We start from the raw sequence: 18,048 nt of genomic DNA on the forward strand, positions 1-18,048 counted from the left end.
GAGCATTATAATGGCACGTGAACGTGATCTCGATAAAACCGGTTTTATCGACAATGTCGGACGTGTCGTTCGCGCGTCTGGAGCAATGGGCGGAGTGGCTGCTCGTTTGGCAGGCCATAAATTTGGATTTAAATCTGATAAAGAAAGCCATGCTGAAGGGCTGCGCCTTGCTTTAGGCAATCTTAAAGGCCCTTTGATGAAAGGGGCACAGCTTCTTTCTACAATCCCTGGCGCTTTGCCTGAAGAATATGCCGACGAACTTGCCCATCTTCAGTCAAATGCGCCTCCAATGGGATGGAGTTTTGTCCAGCGTCGTATGAGGGCAGAGCTGGGTGGAAACTGGGAAAGCCATTTTCGCTCTTTTAGTCATGAAGCTGTTGCAGCCGCCTCTTTAGGGCAGGTTCATCGGGCTGTGTTGAATAGTGGGCAGGAAGTAGCGTGCAAACTGCAATATCCTGGTATGCAGGGCGCTATGGAAAGCGACTTGAGACAGTTAAGAACTGTTTTGGGTGTTTATGGTTTTTTTGGAAATACGATTCGCCAGGACGAAGTTTATGTCGAGCTGGCTGAGCGCATGCGCGAAGAGCTTGATTACCACCGAGAAGCCAGTCATCTGAGGCTTTACCGCCTTATGCTCAAAGGTATTTCGGATGTCACTGTCCCAGAACCCATTTCAGAGCTGACCACGACGCGGCTTTTGACTATGGAGTGGGTGCAGGGACGGTCTATGAGGACTGTTCTGGAGAGTAATTTATCTCAGGAGCAGCGTAATAATATAGCGCGTGGCTTATTTTACGCCTGGTACCGCCCTGTTTATCATTTTGGAATTATTCATGGTGATCCTCACATGGGTAATTTTACAATCAGGGAAGATGACGGGATTAATCTGCTAGATTTTGGCTCTGTTCGTGTGTTTTCGCCACGTTTTGTGGGCGGTGTCGTCAGTCTTTTTAAAGCGTTACAGGAAGATGATGAAGAGGGCGCTTATGAGGCTTATCAGGATTGGGGCTTTCGCAATCTTTCGCGTGAAACGGTGAAAGTTCTCAATGAGTGGGCACGTTTTTTCTATCGCCCCCTCATGACAGACCAGGAATGCTCTATGCAGGAAAGTAACGACCCTGCCGAAGCTCGTGCAACCCTAGAAAAAGTATATGACGGTTTAAAACGTACAGGGGGTGTTACCCTGCCAAGAGAATTTGTCATGATGGACCGTTCTGCCATAGGTTTGGGAAGTGCCTTTTTACGCCTTGGCGCGCGACTGAACTGGCATAAAATGTTTATGGAGCTTATTGAAGGTTTTAGCGTAGATGCTTTAGCTTCGCGTCAAAGAGAAGTTTTGGAACGAGCCGGCGTAAAACCAACACGCTCTAATATTTAATAAATAGTTATTACGAGGGAAATTCCATTTTTTAAAAGTCAGTTCACGAGATTTTCTGCCAAATTCTTGCGATTTGAAGCGTGACTGAACTGGCTTTGAATGTTTATAAATGTCAGATAATATTTAAAATCTGGATGCTTTAGCTCTACGTTACAAAGACGTTTTAGAGCGTGCTGATGTAAAACCAGCACGCTCTAATATTTAGTAAGTGGCTATTATAGAGAGATTTTATTTTTTCAAAAACTTGTTCAGAAGATCTCCTACAAGGTTTTCGTTATTACCGCCTTTTTTGTCAGACCCACTTGAAAGAAATGTGTCTAAAAGGCTTGAAAGGCCAGAATGGCGGTCCTGTCCTTCTTCCTGATTTTCATTTCCGCCCAAAAATCCTTGGATCTGCTCTAAAAAATTGCCAATTTCACTATGGCCGCCTTTGAAACTTTCGGCGATGCTGTGCAGATCCTGAGACCATTCCTGGGCCTTTTGATTACCCTGACTAGAAGCATCTTGAAGCTTGTTTAGAAGGTTTTCTAATTTTTGAAATCCATCTTGAATTTGATCATTAAATTGAGAGTAGCTTTGTGAAATGTTTTTAAGGTCCATAAGAATGTGATCCTCACTCAAAAACTGCGATGAAAAGAAATATAACATTCATTTTGTTAAGAAGAGGAATATAAGCCAAATAGAACTTGCATAGAGTTTTTTTTATCCCCATCTTTGACTAGATGACTGCAAAAAAATCCCGCACCCGTAAAAAAATAATTGCGCCCCGCCAGACGGATTTTTTTCCTGAAAGGCAACCAATCAAGCCTAAAACAAGGCGCCTTGTTGTGCGCTCTGATTATGAGCCATCAGGCGATCAGCCACAAGCTATAAAAGAACTTGTAAAAGGGCTGGAGGCACAGGAGCGTGATCAGGTGCTTTTAGGTGTTACAGGTTCGGGTAAAACTTTTACGATGGCAAAGGTTATCGAAGCCGTTCAGCGTCCTACCCTTATAATGGCGCCTAACAAAACTCTGGCTGCTCAGCTTTATGGGGAAATGAAACAGTTTTTCCCTGATAATGCGGTTGAATATTTTGTCTCTTACTATGACTATTATCAGCCAGAAGCTTATGTGCCGCGCTCAGATACATTTATTGAAAAAGACAGCCAACGTAACGAGCATATAGACCGTATGCGCCACGCGGCAACGCAGGCTCTGCTAGAGCGCAATGACGTTGTTATAGTGGCATCTGTTTCTTGTATTTATGGTATTGGCTCTCCAGAGCTTTATGCTGCTATGACGGTGCATTTGGAAGTTGGCGGAACTATAGAGCGAGACTCTCTTATTCGCTCGCTGGTAGAGCTTCAATATGTCCGTAATGACCTCGCTTTTGAGCGTGGCTGTTTTCGTGTTCGGGGTGAGCAGATTGATATTTTCCCCGTTCAAAATGAAGATAGAGCCTGGCGCATCAGTCTATTTGGAGATGATATTGAATCTATTTCTGAATTTGATCCACTTACTGGGCAAAAGACAGCAGAATTAGAAGAAGTCACTTTATACGCAAATTCTCACTATGTAACGCCACGTCCTACACTTAACCAGGCTATGGAGGGCATTCAAAAAGAACTCGATGAGCGGCTTAAACTCTATAATGAAGAAGGGAAACTTCTCGAAGCCGAGCGTTTGCAACAGCGCACGAATTTTGACCTTGAAATGCTGGAAACAACTGGCGTTTGTAAAGGTATTGAAAATTATTCTCGCTATTTGACGGGGCGCCGGCCAGGCGATCCACCTCCAACGCTTTTTGAGTATTTGCCCGAAGATGCTCTGCTTATGATTGATGAAAGCCACGTTGCTGTGCCCCAAATTGGGGGTATGGAGCGAGGAGATCACGCCCGGAAGGAAACTTTATCAAATTACGGTTTCCGGCTGCCATCTTGTTTAGATAATAGACCGCTCTCTTTTTCTGAGTGGGATGCGTTCAGACCTCAAACCATTTTTGTTTCAGCCACACCAGGACCGTGGGAAATGGAACAAACCGGAGGTGCTTTTGCAGAACAGATTATTAGGCCAACAGGCTTAATTGACCCTGTGACAATCGTGCGTCCGGTTGAAGGACAGGTTGATGATTTGCTGCATGAGGTGAAGCAAACGATAAAAGAAAAGGGGAGGGTTCTTGTAACAACGCTGACAAAAAAAATGTCAGAGGAGTTAACAGAATATCTTTCAGAAAATGGGGTGAGAGTACGTTATCTTCATTCTGATATTGATACATTGGAGCGTATCGAAATTATACGTGACCTCCGTTTAGGCACGTTTGATGTGCTTGTGGGCATTAACTTGTTGCGTGAGGGGCTTGATATTCCCGAATGCGCACTTGTTGCTATTTTAGATGCTGATAAAGAAGGATTTTTGCGTTCCAGAACGTCTCTCATCCAGACAATTGGCCGCGCTGCGCGGAATATTGAGGGGCGTGTTATTCTTTATGCTGATAAAATGACTGATAGTTTGCGTTACGCAATTGAAGAGACAGCACGCCGGCGTGAAAAACAAATTGCCTGGAATGAGGCTCACGGCATTACGCCCCAGACGGTAAAAAGTCGAATTGCAGACTCAATCCACACTGAAGAAATAGCTCTTGCACATGAAAAAGATGTTGAAAAAGATAGTAAAATATCACTTGATACATTACGCAAAGAGATGCGTCAGGCGGCTTCAGAGCTCGACTTTGAAAAAGCGGCCAAACTCCGTGATGAGATTTATCGGCGTGAATCCGAAGAACTGGGTATTCCAGTTTCACAGTTAGATAAAACAAATTTCTCCCATGCTTTAAAGCTGGCACCTCAAAAAAAGCAGCGTGGCCGTAAGAAAAGAGATTAAATCGTGACAGAGACCGGAGTTGCTCACATAATTAAGCTTAAAAAGGGTAACGCACCTCTCACGTTTTTTCTTGAAAAAAGTGGAGCTATTGTTGGCTGACAGAGTGACTGGAGAGAAATTTTCGACCCTTGTGAGAATAAAAATTTAGGACCTGAAAAAATAGCGTGGTCGTAAGAAAAGGGATTAAATCGTGACAGAGACCGAAGTTACTCACATAATTGAGCTTAAAAAGGGTAACGCGCGTCTTACGCTTTTGCCTGAAAGAGGCGGAGCTATTGGTAGCTGGCAAAGTGACCAGAGAGAGATTTTTTATCCCTGTGAGAATGAAAATTTAGCAGCTCAAAAAGGGGCTCTCATTGCGGGATATCCCCTTTTCCCTTATTCCAATCGTATTGATCAGGGGCGTTTTTCTTTTGGGCATCGTGATTACCAATTATCGCCTAATATGGTAGGTTGTCCTCATGCTATACACGGTAATAGTTGGGAAAATCCCTGGAAATTGTCACATAAAACTGACTCTCACGCCATTTTAACATTTGATTTTAAACCTGATAATAACGAAAAATCTGACCCTCACTGGCCTTTTGCTTACCGAGCCACCCTGGTTTATCAATTGTTTGAGAAAAAACTAGAGATCAGCCTCGTCATTGAAAATCGTGACCAGATTGATCAGCCTGTTGGATTTGGCTTTCATCCTTTTATAAAATGTGATCCAGCTTCCACTTTGTCTTTTAAGGCAGATAATCTCTGGCTTATGACAGAAGACGGCCTTCCTCTTGAGTTGATAGAGAATAAAGACGAGTGGTCTTTCTCAAAACCAAATCACTTTTATGAACGTGACTTTGATCATGTTTATAGTGGATGGGAGGGGGATATTATTCTTAACAGAGGCGATAATAATCCTTCAGTCATGGTCAAAGCGGATCCTGTATTTAGTCACCTTGTTATTTTTTCTCCTAAAGAGAGTGATTTTGTAGCTATTGAACCTGTTACAATGATGACGGATGCTATTAACCACCCTGAAATTGTTGAAAGAGGTCTGCATGTTTTGTCCCCCGGTAAACGTATGGGAGGGACAATTTCTTTTGAAATTCTTGAAAATGTGCAAACGTCCAGAAGAAAAAAAACGACATAATGGAAAAACCATCTTTAAAGCGTTATCTCTCTCCCAAAGGGGCGGAGGCAATGCGGGCCGAGCTGAAGCATCTTTCACAAATTGAGCGCCCTCAAATTGTAGAAATTGTTTCATGGGCTGCTAGTAATGGAGATCGTTCTGAAAATGCCGATTATCAATATGGAAAAAGGCGTTTAAGGGAGATCGACCGTCGCCTGCGATTTTTAACAAAACGCCTTGACGAGGCAATTATTGTTGACCCCTCGCAGCAAACAAATCGTGAGCGGGTTTTTTTTGGCGCCACAGTTTGTTACGTCGATGAAAATGACCATGATCATAAGGTTACTTTATTAGGTGTTGATGAATCCTCTCTCGAAAGGGGAGAGGTTAGCCTAGTTTCACCTATTGCAAGAGCATTAATGCGGGCACGTGTTGGTGATGAAGTGACTTTGCAAACACCTTCAGGCCCTGTACTAATAGAAATAACTTCGATAACGTACCCAGACTGATTGTTATTTTAGAGGAAATAAGGCCATGGCATCCCATTCACCATCTCTTCGCGTTGCAGTCCAGATGGACCCATTAGAGGGGGTGAACATTAAAGGGGATTCCACCTTTGCGTTAATGTTAGAGGCACAGCGTCGTCATTACGAGTTATATGAATATCATCCGACGTCTTTGGCTTTAACTGAAGGGAAAAATATTGCAGGTCAGGGCAGGCTTCAAGCAAAAGCCCGTCAGGTAAAAGTGCAAGCAGTTTTGGGTGACCATGCTCACTTTGGTGCCACTGAGCTGATAGATCTTGGCCAGACTGATATCGTACTCATGCGCCAGGACCCTCCGTTTGACATGGGTTATATCACGGCAACTCATTTATTAGAGCATGTTCACGGTGTAGGTGAGGGCAAGACACTGGTAGTTAATGACCCCGCTGCCGTGCGTAATGCTCCTGAAAAATTACTGGTTACACACTTTCCGCATTTAATGCCGCCTACTCTCATAACGTGGGATAAAGACGCGATAGCCTCTTTTAGAAAGGCTCATAAGGATATTATCTTAAAGCCGCTTTTTGGTAATGGTGGTGCTGGTATATTTCGCGTTAAAGCTGATGATGAAAATTTCAGTTCTCTTTTAGAGGCTCATTTCTTCCACTCCAGAGAGCCTTTGATGGTGCAACGTTACGAAGCAGCAGTCCGCAAAGGTGATAAACGCATTATTTTAGTCGATGGTGAGCCTATTGGCGCCATCAACCGCGTGCCTGCAATGGGAGAAGCTCGCTCAAACATGCATGTTGGTGGTCGGGCAGAGCGTGTTGATCTGACAAAGAGAGATCAAGAAATCTGTGAGGAAATTGGGCCATATTTGAAAAATAATGGGCTGATATTTACTGGCATTGATGTGATTGGTGACTGGTTGACGGAAATCAATGTTACCTCGCCAACAGGTTTACAGGAGCTTGATCGCTTTGATGGAATTAACAGCGCCGCCCTGATCTGGAATGCGATAGAGAAAAAGCTTTAAGCAGAAATAAAGAAATATAATTTTTGCCCAAAATAGAGTCTATCAGGAGTCGTCCTCGGATGCCTTCTCTTCCTTAGGGGGGCGAAGGTCATCATATTTTAGAGGGAGAGAAATGGTGATATCCTTGCCATCCTGTTGTAGCTCGGTCGGAGTTTTATCACGTGTAAAACGGTTGATAAACCAAGGAATTATACGACTTTTATAGTGGACAAAAGCCAGACCACCCCATGCTAAAAAGGTAACCATACCAATAGCAAAATTTAAAAAAGAAAAGTGAAAAATGTTTTCTTCCCTTTACTTCTATAGGTTTACTTTGCAATCACACTATTTCATTAAATTATATCACGTCAATCTTGCCAGGCGGATCATCTGAGGGGCAAGAACGAAATATGGATGAGCGTAATAGCGCTGATACAAGCCCTCTTGTTATAGGGCAGAGATAATAAGGTCGGGTGGTCTATGAAGTCTTCCAATCAACCTCGGAATGCTCTTGATGCTGAAAGCGTAAAAGAGGCTTATCGGCGCTGGGCAGGGGTGTATGATACAGTTTTTGGTGGAGTTTCAGCTTTTGGGCGGCGTAGAGCTGTTGCTGCTGTAAATTCCCTGCCAGGGAAAAAAGTGCTGGAAGTTGGTGTGGGCACCGGATTGGCTTTGCCCTTATATAATCGCGACAAACAAATCACAGGCATAGATCTTTCCAAAGATATGCTTAAAAAAGCCCGCCAGCGTGTTATTAATGCTGAGCTGCATAATGTAGATGACCTCCTTGAAATGGATGCAGAAGCGATTAGCTTTCAAAATGATAGTTTTGATATTGCTGTTGCCATGTTCGTTGCTTCGGTCGCACCGCATCCTAAAGTTTTGCTTGAAGAATTAAAAAGAGTCGTCAAACCTGGCGGTCATATCCTTTTTGTAAATCACTTTCTTGCTCAGGGAGGTTTTAGGCTAAAAATAGAGCAGCTTATGGCAACAGCTTCCAAGGCATTAGGGTGGCACCCAGATTTCGCTTTGGAAAACTTACTTTCAGAGCAGGATTTGCAAAAAGCGACAATTATGCCTGTGCCACCTGCTGGACTTTTTACCCTCGTGACATTACCTCAATAAAGAGTTAAAAGACTGGCGTAGTTTTTTTAGAAAAAACTGTCAGTTTATGTGTCACTAGCCTTTTTAAAGGGCGTAGAAACGTTTTTCTTTGTGAGAAACGTTTCTGGTGAGTAATTTAGAGATCGAGTATGATCGACTATTCAAAGAAATACCCTAAGTTTTTTTTCACCCGCGATAGCCTTATAGGCGCAGCTTTTTTGATATTGGCTTTATTTGCGGGATTATTAGGCGGCGCTATGATGCTTCCTTTTATAGAAATTAGGCCTAGTTCTGGGATAGTCGTTAGCCATATGCTGCTTATGGCCTTTTTTGTTATTACACCCGGTATTTTAGGAGGCATGGCTTACTGGCTTTTGCCGCAGTCATTAGGAGCGCAGAAAATGGCGCTCCCTGTAGCCTCCTTAATAGCATGGCTGTTATTGGCTATAAGCGTTATTATTCTTCCTTTAGTGCCAGTTTTGGGCCTGATTTTGTGGTCTATATCCATGGTTGCATTGTCGATTGATCTTATTGCGACAATTTTAGAAGAGCGTGTGAAAAAATTTAGGCAGCTTTCACCAATAGTGTGGTCTTTTCTTTTCAGTGCTATTAGCCTGCTTCTTATGGCGCCTATAATATTGGCTCTTATTGTTAAAGGGAAAATTGACTTTAACTCAGCATATTCTCTGATGTTATTTTTCAAAATTCCCGAAATGAGCTTTTTACTTTTGCCTGCTCTTGGAGTAGTGGCGGAAGCTCTTTCGCCTTTTAAAGAAAATTTAACAATAAAATTAGCCCCTTATATAATGGGTATTATCGGTCTGGTTGCACCGACTTTATGGATTCAGACGCTATTTTGTGCTTTGCCGCATGGTTTCCTGAATTATATTATGCCTTTATCTCAGATTGTGCCTGCAATGGTTTTTCTGGCCTGTCTGTGCAGCTCTCTATGGAATGCTTCATTCAAGCGTGGCGCTGCTCCATTCTGGGCTCTTAATGCTATGATTTTGCTATTTTTGGGGGGAATGTGCTCACTTTTTATTCCACCTTCATATACAGCATTATCTGTGCTGGGAGATATAAGCCACGGCCATCAGGCCATCATATTTGGTAGTGTTATGGCGCTCTGTGCTGGGTTCTATGCCTGGCTCTCTCAGCTATTTTCTGAGATGTCCAAAAGCTTTACACAAGCTGGCATTGCTCATGCTTTTCTCACATTATCTGCAATGCTCTGTTTTATGGTGCCTCAAATTCAGTGGCTTGCTATTACTTTGGCCGGCATTAGCTTACTGGGCTTTAGTATATTGGGTTTTCAGGCCTGCTTTATAATTAAGAAAAAGCAAATTATTTCTTTACAAAGGTCCTTTCCGAAAGGCTGAAAAACTGTGGCACACTCTGTAAGCTCACTATCTTATATAGCTCGTTTGAAAGAGCTTTTTAAAATTGAGGGGCAGGATGGAGATGCCTCACTTAAAGAATGGGTGAGCTTATTGAAGCCACGCGTTATTTCTTTAGTTGTGTTTACAGGATGGGCGGGTATGGCCGTTGCCCCCCATCAACCGTCTTTTATGATTGGTCTTATTACCATTACATGTATTTGCCTTGGTGCCGGAGCGGCAGGGGCTATTAATATGTGGTATGACCGCGATATAGATGCAGTGATGAAGCGCACGTCAGTAAGACCGGTGCCATCTGGGCGTGTATCTCCTGAAAGCACATTAATTTTTGCAATTGTTCTTTCTGTTATTTCTGTGCTGATGCTGTGGTTTGCTACTAATCTTTTGGCAGCCTTTATTCTTGCTTTTTCGATCTTTTTTTACGGTGTGGTTTATACAATGTGGCTTAAACGCCGCACACCTCAAAATATTGTAATTGGTGGTGCAGCTGGTGCGTTCCCGCCCATGATTGGGTGGGCAGCAACAATGAATTCGCTTGATGTGCTGCCGATAGCCATGTTTGCAATTGTTTTTTTATGGACTCCACCTCATTTCTGGTCCCTTTCGCTTTATGCTTGTAAAGATTATGACCGGGCAGGTATTCCTATGCTACCTGTCATAAAAGGGGCTCGTTATACACGGTGGAATATTTTTATATATACATTAATACTCACTGTTGTATCATTAGTACCAAGCGCTGTTGGGCAATGTGGGTGGTTTTATACTGTCTCTGCTTTACTGCTTGATGGTGGTTTTATTTTGTTTGCGTTAAAAGTTCTTCTTGACCAACAGGACGAAAAAGGGGTTAGCTTAACTGCGGATAAACCGGCGCGTTTTGCATTTAGATATTCTTTGGCTTATCTATTCTTCCTCTTTAGCGCCCTGCTTATTGATAGGATGTTGTTATCATGATGAGCGAGCATGATCTGTCAACACGTCGCAGAATAAGTCGGCTTTTGGGAATAGTAATAGGGCTTTTGATTATTGCCCTGGCTCTTTTTAATATTGCTCTGTCCCGGCTCTGCTAAGTGTTTTTTGTGTTTTTCATTTAGGGTAAACTTGTTCTGTTTTTGCAAAAAGGCCCCGCATGATGGGGCCTTTTTTAGTCTTATCCAGCCTGTTGAATAGCAGAGAGAACCCAATTTCCTCTTCTATAAGTACGGACAAAAGTCCATAATTCGGTAATGGTTTGCGGCTCAGTGTGGCTACCATCAATGACATTACCCAAGCTATCTATAGTGACATCAAAAAGAGAATAACGCATCGCGACTGTGGCATATGTAAAGCGACCTTCACGCCACGTTTCTGATAAATCACCATGTAAGAATTGCACGTTAGAAACTATATTACGTGCACCGCGATTTGCTAAATCGGCAAGCTGCTCGTTGAAATATTGTGCCATTTCGGGGGTTGTCATGGCTCTAATGGCGTTTAGATTTTGAGCACTCCAGGCGGCTTGTATATTTAAAAGCAAAGCCTGAAACGTGATGTAATCTTGGAACTTTATTGAAAGGAGCATATCAAGTTTTTGTTCAAGATTTTCCTTAAATGCATTCAGACTTTGCGTTGCAGCGTTAGATTGGTCTGACCCTTTGCGCATTTCTATAACAAAGGTAACGAAGAAAATGATAACCAAAAATTGAGTTAAAATTCCAAAAACTGACCACCCGTTAGAAAAGCCTCCAAAGAGACCATCTCCACTTAAAAGGCCAAATAAACCGGCACCAAAAAATCCTCCAGTAAATCCTGCCCTAACTGGATGACGATCAGCATAAGAGGGGCGATGAGCCTTAGTTATGGAAAAGCGTTCCAGCATTTCTGGTGCGCTAGAATTAGTTCCATTGCTGGTTTCAGTATCAGATTGACGAGGTGAATCTAAAGGCTCCGTGCGATGAGAATGAGAACGCGGAAGAATTGGCGTTGTTTTAGGGATGATTCGTGTGTGCGAGCGTTCCACCGTGCTAGTGTCATGTGGCGTGTCTATAGTGGGCTGGCGCGGTGTTACCGAACGCTCTATGGGAGCTGACCAATGTGGGGTGCTATATGTCCTACTAGGAGAACTCCATGTATGAGAGCCCCGGCTTCCAAAAGAAGATCCCCTGCCTGCACGGGCTAAACTATAGGGTGACTGAATGAGCAGAAGTACTGTTAGCAAGCCTAATATAAAAAAACATGAAAATTTACCCATGGATTAAAGTTCCGCAATAGTCATTTCTGTCAATTTGGACAGAAGGGGCGTTGATGATGTATTTAATAAAAAGATCACTGCCTGGTTATAATTAAGTGAGTAAATTTTTTAAATCACCAGCAATGATAAAACCAGAAAAAGACTCAGAAACTTTTCCGTTTCTCATCATGAACCCAAAAGCACCACAGTTATAATCTTTAGTTAGAAGATTAACTACATGGTTCATCATTTTCATATTTTAATATTGTTATTTTTCGACTTCGCTAAAGCGTTTTTTTTATTTTTGCGTCTAGGGTAAACTTGTTCTGTCATTGTAAAAAGGCCCCGAGTAACGGGGCCTTTTTTAGTCTTATCCAGCTTGTTGAATGGCAGAGAGAACCCAATTTCCCCTTCCATCAGCACGGACAAAAGTCCAAAGCTCGGTAACGGTTTGCGGTTCAGTCTGGCTGCCATCAATGACATTACCCAAGCTGTCTGTAGTGACATCAAGAAGAGAATAACGCATTGCAACTGTGGCATAGGTAAAGCTACCCTCACGCCATGCTTCTGATAAATCACCCTGTAAGAATTGCACGTTAGAAACTATATTACGTGCACCACGACTTGCTAAATCAGAAAGTTGCTCGCTGAAATATTGTGCCATTTCAGGGGTTGTCATGGCCTTGATGGCGTTTAGGTTTTGGGCACTCCAGGCTGCCTGTATGTTTAAAAGCAGCGTTTGAAAAACATTGTAATCTTCAGCCCCTAATGAAACTGGCATAGTCTGCTGTGGCTCAAAGCCTGTATTTGGCATGTTTGTCATAGTGCTAGGTTGAGATGGCCTTCTCCATAACCGTCTGATTAGTGAAATAAAGAAGACGATAATCAGAACCTGAATTATGATTCCAAAAAAAGACCAGCCATTGGAAAAGCCTCCCAAAAAACCATGTCCGCTTAAAAGACCAAATAAACCAGCTCCAAGAAAGCCGCCAGCAAGTCCTGTCATAATAGGGTGACGGGCTGCAAAAGAGGGGCGGTAGGCGCCGGCCATAGGAGAGCGTCCCATCATGCCAGGGCCAGCGCCATATGGAGCTCTTGTAGCAGGTTGGCGCGGTGTTACGGAACGCTCCATGGGCCGTGACCAGTTAGGGGTAATGGAGGTTCTTTTGGGAGCACTCCATGTATGTAAGCCGCGGCTACCGAAAGAAGAACCCCTGCCTGCACGGGCCAAACTATCGGGTGTCTGAATGAGCAGAGGTACTGTCAGCAAGCCTAATAGAAGAGAGCGTGAAAATTTACCCATGAATTAAAGTCCTGCAATAGTCATTCCGTCAATTCGGACAGAAGGGGCGTTGATGATGTGTTCAATGAAAAGGTCATTGCCTGGTTCTAGCCGAGCAAACATATCATTTAAATTACCAGCAATGGTAAACCCGGAGAGAGGCTCGGCGATTTTTCCGTTTCTGATCATAAAACCAGAAGCACCGCGGCTATAATCTCCGGTTAAAAGATTAACTGCATTGCCCATCATTTCCGTGATTAATATGCCTTCACTAACGTCGTTCATTAATTGTTCTGGTGAAAGTGAACCAGGGCGTAATGTCACATTACTGACCCCAGGATGAGGCATTGATTTATATGATCTAACTGCATGACCATTAGATAGTAAGCCCAACTGGCGGGCACAACGTGTATCAAGCAGCCAATTTTTCAGTGCGCCATTTTCAACAAGATTTAAATGAGTAGTATGGTTGCCTTCCATATCAAAAGGCCGAGAACCAAGCCCTCTAAGGCGTAATGGATTATCTTCAATCGTGACAGAAGGTGAGAAAATATCCTGTCCCATTTTTTCTGTTAAAAAAGAAGTTTTTTGAACAATTGCGGCCCCATTAAGCGCACTGACTAAATGCCCTATTAAAGAAGGGGAAACACGTCGATCAAATATAAGGGGTAGAGAGGCTGTTTTAGGTTTTTTTGGATTTAGCCGGCGTAAGGCGCGTTCTGCAGCCTCACGACCAAGCTCTTCGATTGATCTGAGATCAGAAAAATGAAGGGCGCTATGGCTCGCATAATCACGCTCCATTGCCTCACCATGACCAGCAACGACACTTATGGCCCTACTAAAATGAGTGCGTTTAAAATAATGCTGGAAACCATTGGTAGAGGCATATCCCGTCAGGCTCGAACCATAGCCAGCGGATGAGCCATTACTATTGGTGATATTCTTGTGATCAAGAGCAATTTGTTCCATCTCATAGGCTTGCTCTACTAAAGATTTTGTATCTAAGGCTGTTTCTCTATCGACCAAATCAAGCTGATCAACAGCATGAGCATCAAGTTTTTTTGGTGAAGCTTCTGGAAGACCATCATAAGGAGAGTCAGGGAGAGCATCAGCCATGGCACAGGCACGCTCTGCACAGTGGCGAAGAGCTTCTTTTGAAAGGTCATTACTGGATATTAAAGCCAGCTTTTTTCCTTTAAAGACACGCAACCCCAGACCGAGCTGTTCTGAATGTTTGATACCTTCAATAACGCCTTTGCGGACGAGAGCGCTATTGCTCTCACTTTGTGATATCATAGCATCAGCTTGATCGGCGCCACAAAGTCGAGCCTGTTCAAGAGCCTGGTTAAGTAGCGTGTCAATATTCTTCATTAAGAAAGTATCTCGTGAATTTCTTGAGGTGTGGGGATATTTTCTGCCAGGCCCATCGTCGTGACTGTTGGCTCTGCACTAAAAATTTTATGGGCAATACGCACGATGTCAGCATCTGTAACATTATCGATGCGTTCAACAGTTTCTGCTGTGGGGATGACGCGGCCATAAAGCTGTAATTGCCGCCCAATTTGTGCACAGCGGCTTCCAGCACTTTCTAGAGACATAAGTAGCGAAGCTTTTAGCTGAGTGCGCGCGCGTGCAAGTTCTTCGGTTGTGACCCCATCAAATAGCCGGCGTAATTCATGTAATATGGCTGGCACAAGCTCACCTGTTTTTTCAGGGCCAGTACCTGCATATAGACCGAAAATGCCATTATCATCAAAGGGACTTGCAAAACTATATACGCTATAAACTAAACCGCGCTTTTCACGAATTTCCTGAAAAAGACGTGATGACATGCCTCCACCGAGCAAAGTGGAAAGAACCATAGAGCCATAATAATCATCATTTCTATAGCCAGGGCAGGGGAACCCTAACAGAAAATGAACCTGGTCTAATTTACGTGGCGTTTGATGTATGCCCCCAACATATTGAGACGGTACAGCCTGAGGAGGGATATGTGTTGCCAGATCAGCAAAATGCTTTTCAACTAGTGCAACGACCTGTTTATGTTCGAGGTTGCCAGCAGCAGCAATAACAGTGTTATGGGTGCTGTAATGCTCATTCATATAAGAAATGAGCGTGTCCCGGCTCATTGATTGAACAATTTCCTCACTTCCTAAAATGGGGCGCCCCATTGGTTGGTTGGGAAAAGCCTGTTCCTGGAAATAGTCAAAGATAATATCGTCTGGTGTATCGTTAGCTTGCCCTATTTCTTGTAAAATAACGCCTCTTTCGCGCTCAATTTCATCGGGACTAAAAACACTATGTGTTAAAATATCTCCGAGAATATCAATGCCTAGAGCAAGATCTTCTTTTAGCAGTTTAACGTAATAGGCTGTATTTTCACGTGCTGTATAGGCATTAATATGCCCACCGACATTTTCTATCTCTTCAGCAATTTGAGCTGCTGTCCGGCGTTTTGTGCCCTTAAAAGCCATATGCTCTAAAAAATGAGCAACACCATTATTAGAGGCGTTTTCATGGCGTGAGCCAGAAGCGACATAAACGCCAAACGAGACTGTTTCTACACGTTCGATGCGCTCTGTTACAATCCTCAGGCCATTGCTAAGGGTCGTTTGTTCAATAAGTGGACTCATGAATGCCTATTTTTCAAAAATAATTTATTGGTTTTGCACATGCGCTTTTATTGCATTTTGCACAGCAGCAAGATCATTAGGAAGAGTAATAAAGCGCTCTTGACGTGCAAATAAATCTGCTAGATGTGGCGGTAAGGCTGCATCTTGTCCTGTTGCTTTTTTGACTGCGTCAGGAAATTTAGCAGGATGTGCGGTCGCGGCGACGATCATAGCAATGTCAGCCTCTTTAAACTGACGTCCTGCTTCCAGGCCTATAGCACTATGAGGGTCGGCAATATAATGAGAGTTTTCGAAGAAGTGACGCATTGCCTGAATAGTCTGCTCGTCATCTAGGCATGTTGCATTAAAGTTTTCGCGAATTTTTTCCCAAGCATCATGCGGAACAGCCATGCGGCCCGTTTGTCTGAATTCCTGCATGATCGCATTACAGCGATGCGGATCTTGCTCAAGCATTTCAAATAAGAGACGTTCAAAATTAGATGAAACCTGAATGTCCATTGAGGGTGACAGGCTAGGTTCAACGACTTGAACACTCATGTCATTACTCAGTAAAAAGCGGGTCAGAATATCATTTTTATTAGAACCAACCTGCAATTTTCTAATGGGTAACCCCATCTGGCCAGCTGCCCATGCGGCTAATATATTGCCAAAATTACCTGTAGGCACTGCAAAAGAGACTGCGCGTTCTGGGGCACCTAATGTCAATGCCGAGCGAATATAATAGGGAATTTGGCAGGCGATGCGTGCCCAGTTAATAGAATTTACAGCAGAAAGAGAAACGCTTTGCCGGAAGTTTGAATCAGCAAACATGGCTTTGACCATGTCCTGACAATTATCAAAATCGCCTTCAATGGCGATATTGAGAACGTTATCATCCAGCACAGTTGTCATTTGTCTGCGCTGTACTTCTGACGTACGTCCTAGGGGTGCAAAATAACGATATTTACGCGTTTTTTGCCCTTAAATGCCTCAATGGCTGCCGAACCCGTATCACCAGATGTAGCACCTACGATCGTGACATATCGGTCTTCTCTTTCCAGCACATATTCAAATAGCTGGCCAAGCATCTGCATGGCCATGTCTTTGAAAGCCAGAGTTGGACCATGAAATAATTCAAGCGAGAAAAGACCCGTTTCGACTTCGTTTAGCGGAACAATTGCTGCGTGGGAAAAATTCTTATATGCCTCTCGGCTCATAGCTTTAAGAGCGTCAAGCTCAATGTCGCCAGCTGTGAATAGAGACAAAATTTCAGCGACCAGGTCGGGGTAGGAAAGACCGCGCCAATGGTTAAATGTCTCGCGTGAAATTTGAGGCCATGAAGTTGGCAGATATAAACCACCATCAGGTGCAAGGCCGCTAAGGAGGATATGAGAAAAAAGCAGGGCACTATGATTATCAGTGCCGCGCGTAGATCGATAATGCATAAGATCTCTATCGGTAGCAATCATGAAGGGAGGTCAATTTCAAGTAACTGAGGTGCTGCTAAAGAAGAATTGGCAGGGCTAGCTGAGTTTTTGTCACGCGCTTTAGTTAACACAATAAGCCCGCTTTTTGAATGAGGGTGCGTTGTACAAAGTGTCATGTCCTCTGCCTGAGTCAGTCTGGAATCATGTGCCAGGCGTGTAGGATGTTGATTTTTGATAATTTCAATTAAATCGCCATGCTCAACATCGATCATATATAAGGTGTCATCTTTTGTGATTGTCAGGCCACCTATACTATATTTATTGCGCCATTTATCCATGGCCTCAAGCAGCTCAGCAGGGCTTAATGAAGGGTCAGTCAGCAAGGCTGTGTCGATAGAGTAAAAGGGCCCTGCAGGTGTTTGATAAAAAAGCCTTTTACCATCATGGGTGAGTGCAAGATAACGGACATTTCCACCAGTTTTGACCTGCCCTTTGGCTGTTTTTTCAAGCTGGCCATCACGTTTATAGGGTCTTTGAGCACTCAGACTTTGGGACCATTCCAATACACGGCGTGCCTTGCCTGATTTTAGGTCAATAATAACAAGGGCAGGTGATCCTTCATCAGCCAAAAATGCAAATTCATCATTGACCTGAAGCGCAGAAAAACGGCTTTTTTCCACAATAACATTATGAAGGGAAATATGCCTTAAAACCGTACCATTGCCGGAAATGTTGTAAAGTTCGATCTCCGGGCCTTGAGAAACTGCCCACAGGCTTTTGTCATTCCCAGTGATAGCTGAAAAGCCCGGCAAGGTTGAAAAATTGCGAACTTGCCCATTTTTGAGGTCAATATTTGTAATTTTACCTTCTTTGTCTAGGCTATAAATTGTGCCATCGGCAAGAGATGTAATGACCGGCGATATTATATCAGAAACTTGAGGAAGCTCATAAATATGTAAGGTTTGTGACGTCCGGTCTGGCGCTTTTGCCGCGGTCAATGCCGATGTTTGTGTAGCAAAAGCCGGCGTTCCATAAAGGACAAATAAACACGCTAAAGGTGCAAATGATGAGCGAAATAGCAATGAAGGCATAATCATACTACTATGTTTGTGTTTTTTGTATCATTTGGCAAGGTCAATAAGTCATTCTAAATGATTATTAAGATCC

General features: G+C 43.4%; 15 protein-coding genes and 1 pseudogene. 8 read left to right on the forward strand and 8 right to left on the reverse strand.

Going from position 1 to position 18,048, the window contains the following annotated elements; translation table 11 throughout:
- Positions 1–10: 10 nt before the first annotated feature.
- The gene (locus tag GT348_RS02935; RefSeq protein WP_160618439.1) at positions 11–1,378 is read left to right on the forward strand and encodes an ABC1 kinase family protein; all 1,368 of its coding nucleotides are present in this window, start codon (positions 11–13) and stop codon (positions 1,376–1,378) included.
- A 228-nt stretch (positions 1,379–1,606) separates the two neighbouring features.
- Here the strand turns inward: GT348_RS02935 and GT348_RS02940 are convergent, their stop codons facing one another.
- A complete protein-coding gene (locus GT348_RS02940) occupies positions 1,607–1,978 on the reverse strand; it encodes a hypothetical protein (RefSeq protein ID WP_160618440.1) in 372 nt (123 codons plus the stop codon).
- A gap of 122 nt (positions 1,979–2,100) precedes the next feature.
- Here GT348_RS02940 and uvrB point away from each other — a divergent pair, with 122 nt between their 5' ends.
- The 7 genes from uvrB to GT348_RS02975 all read left to right on the forward strand — a co-directional run bounded on the left by uvrB (position 2,101) and on the right by GT348_RS02975 (position 10,305).
- Complete coding sequence (uvrB, locus tag GT348_RS02945) at positions 2,101–4,239, forward strand: excinuclease ABC subunit UvrB (RefSeq protein WP_160618441.1); 2,139 nt, start codon at positions 2,101–2,103, stop codon at positions 4,237–4,239.
- A gap of 190 nt (positions 4,240–4,429) precedes the next feature.
- Complete coding sequence (locus GT348_RS02950; protein ID WP_236646565.1) at positions 4,430–5,374, forward strand: aldose 1-epimerase; 945 nt, start codon at positions 4,430–4,432, stop codon at positions 5,372–5,374.
- Entirely contained in the window at positions 5,371–5,862 is a 492-nt protein-coding gene (gene greB / locus GT348_RS02955) for a transcription elongation factor GreB (RefSeq protein ID WP_408865155.1), read from the forward strand. The genes GT348_RS02950 and greB overlap by 4 nt, the downstream gene beginning before the upstream one ends.
- A 25-nt stretch (positions 5,863–5,887) precedes the next feature.
- Positions 5,888–6,874, forward strand: a complete 987-nt coding sequence (gene gshB, locus GT348_RS02960; protein WP_160618443.1) for a glutathione synthase — start codon at positions 5,888–5,890, stop codon at positions 6,872–6,874.
- A gap of 459 nt (positions 6,875–7,333) precedes the next feature.
- Entirely contained in the window at positions 7,334–7,978 is a 645-nt protein-coding gene (locus tag GT348_RS02965) for a class I SAM-dependent methyltransferase (RefSeq protein WP_160618444.1), read from the forward strand.
- 128 nt (positions 7,979–8,106) lie between these two features.
- Entirely contained in the window at positions 8,107–9,336 is a 1,230-nt protein-coding gene (locus GT348_RS02970; protein ID WP_236646566.1) for a cbb3-type cytochrome c oxidase subunit I, read from the forward strand.
- A 36-nt stretch (positions 9,337–9,372) separates the two neighbouring features.
- Positions 9,373–10,305, forward strand: coding sequence for a heme o synthase (locus GT348_RS02975; RefSeq protein WP_236646602.1), 933 nt, complete (start codon positions 9,373–9,375; stop codon positions 10,303–10,305).
- Positions 10,306–10,501: 196 nt separating this feature from the next.
- On the opposite strand, the gene GT348_RS02980 is transcribed toward GT348_RS02975, so the two are convergent.
- The 7 genes and pseudogenes from GT348_RS02980 to GT348_RS03005 all read right to left on the reverse strand — a co-directional run bounded on the left by GT348_RS02980 (position 10,502) and on the right by GT348_RS03005 (position 17,978).
- The gene (locus GT348_RS02980; protein WP_160618447.1) at positions 10,502–11,581 is read right to left on the reverse strand and encodes a Tim44 domain-containing protein; all 1,080 of its coding nucleotides are present in this window, start codon (positions 11,579–11,581) and stop codon (positions 10,502–10,504) included.
- A gap of 91 nt (positions 11,582–11,672) precedes the next feature.
- Positions 11,673–11,816: a metallopeptidase TldD-related protein gene (locus GT348_RS09655; protein WP_369692623.1), complete on the reverse strand. Its 144-nt coding sequence runs from the start codon at positions 11,814–11,816 to the stop codon at positions 11,673–11,675.
- A gap of 114 nt (positions 11,817–11,930) precedes the next feature.
- Positions 11,931–12,863, reverse strand: coding sequence for a Tim44 domain-containing protein (locus GT348_RS02985; RefSeq protein ID WP_160618448.1), 933 nt, complete (start codon positions 12,861–12,863; stop codon positions 11,931–11,933).
- Positions 12,864–12,866: 3 nt separating this feature from the next.
- Positions 12,867–14,213, reverse strand: coding sequence for a TldD/PmbA family protein (locus tag GT348_RS02990; RefSeq protein WP_160618449.1), 1,347 nt, complete (start codon positions 14,211–14,213; stop codon positions 12,867–12,869).
- The gene (locus GT348_RS02995) at positions 14,213–15,475 is read right to left on the reverse strand and encodes a M16 family metallopeptidase (RefSeq protein WP_160618450.1); all 1,263 of its coding nucleotides are present in this window, start codon (positions 15,473–15,475) and stop codon (positions 14,213–14,215) included. The genes GT348_RS02990 and GT348_RS02995 overlap by 1 nt, the downstream gene beginning before the upstream one ends.
- Before the next feature lie 24 nt (positions 15,476–15,499).
- Positions 15,500–16,899: pseudogene (gene thrC / locus GT348_RS03000) on the reverse strand (threonine synthase).
- Positions 16,900–16,919: 20 nt separating this feature from the next.
- Positions 16,920–17,978: an L-dopachrome tautomerase-related protein gene (locus tag GT348_RS03005; protein WP_160618451.1), complete on the reverse strand. Its 1,059-nt coding sequence runs from the start codon at positions 17,976–17,978 to the stop codon at positions 16,920–16,922.
- Between the last annotated feature and the right edge of the window lie 70 nt (positions 17,979–18,048).

Origin of the sequence: Aristophania vespae (genome assembly GCF_009906835.1) — a bacterium.
GTDB lineage: Bacteria > Pseudomonadota > Alphaproteobacteria > Acetobacterales > Acetobacteraceae > Aristophania > Aristophania vespae.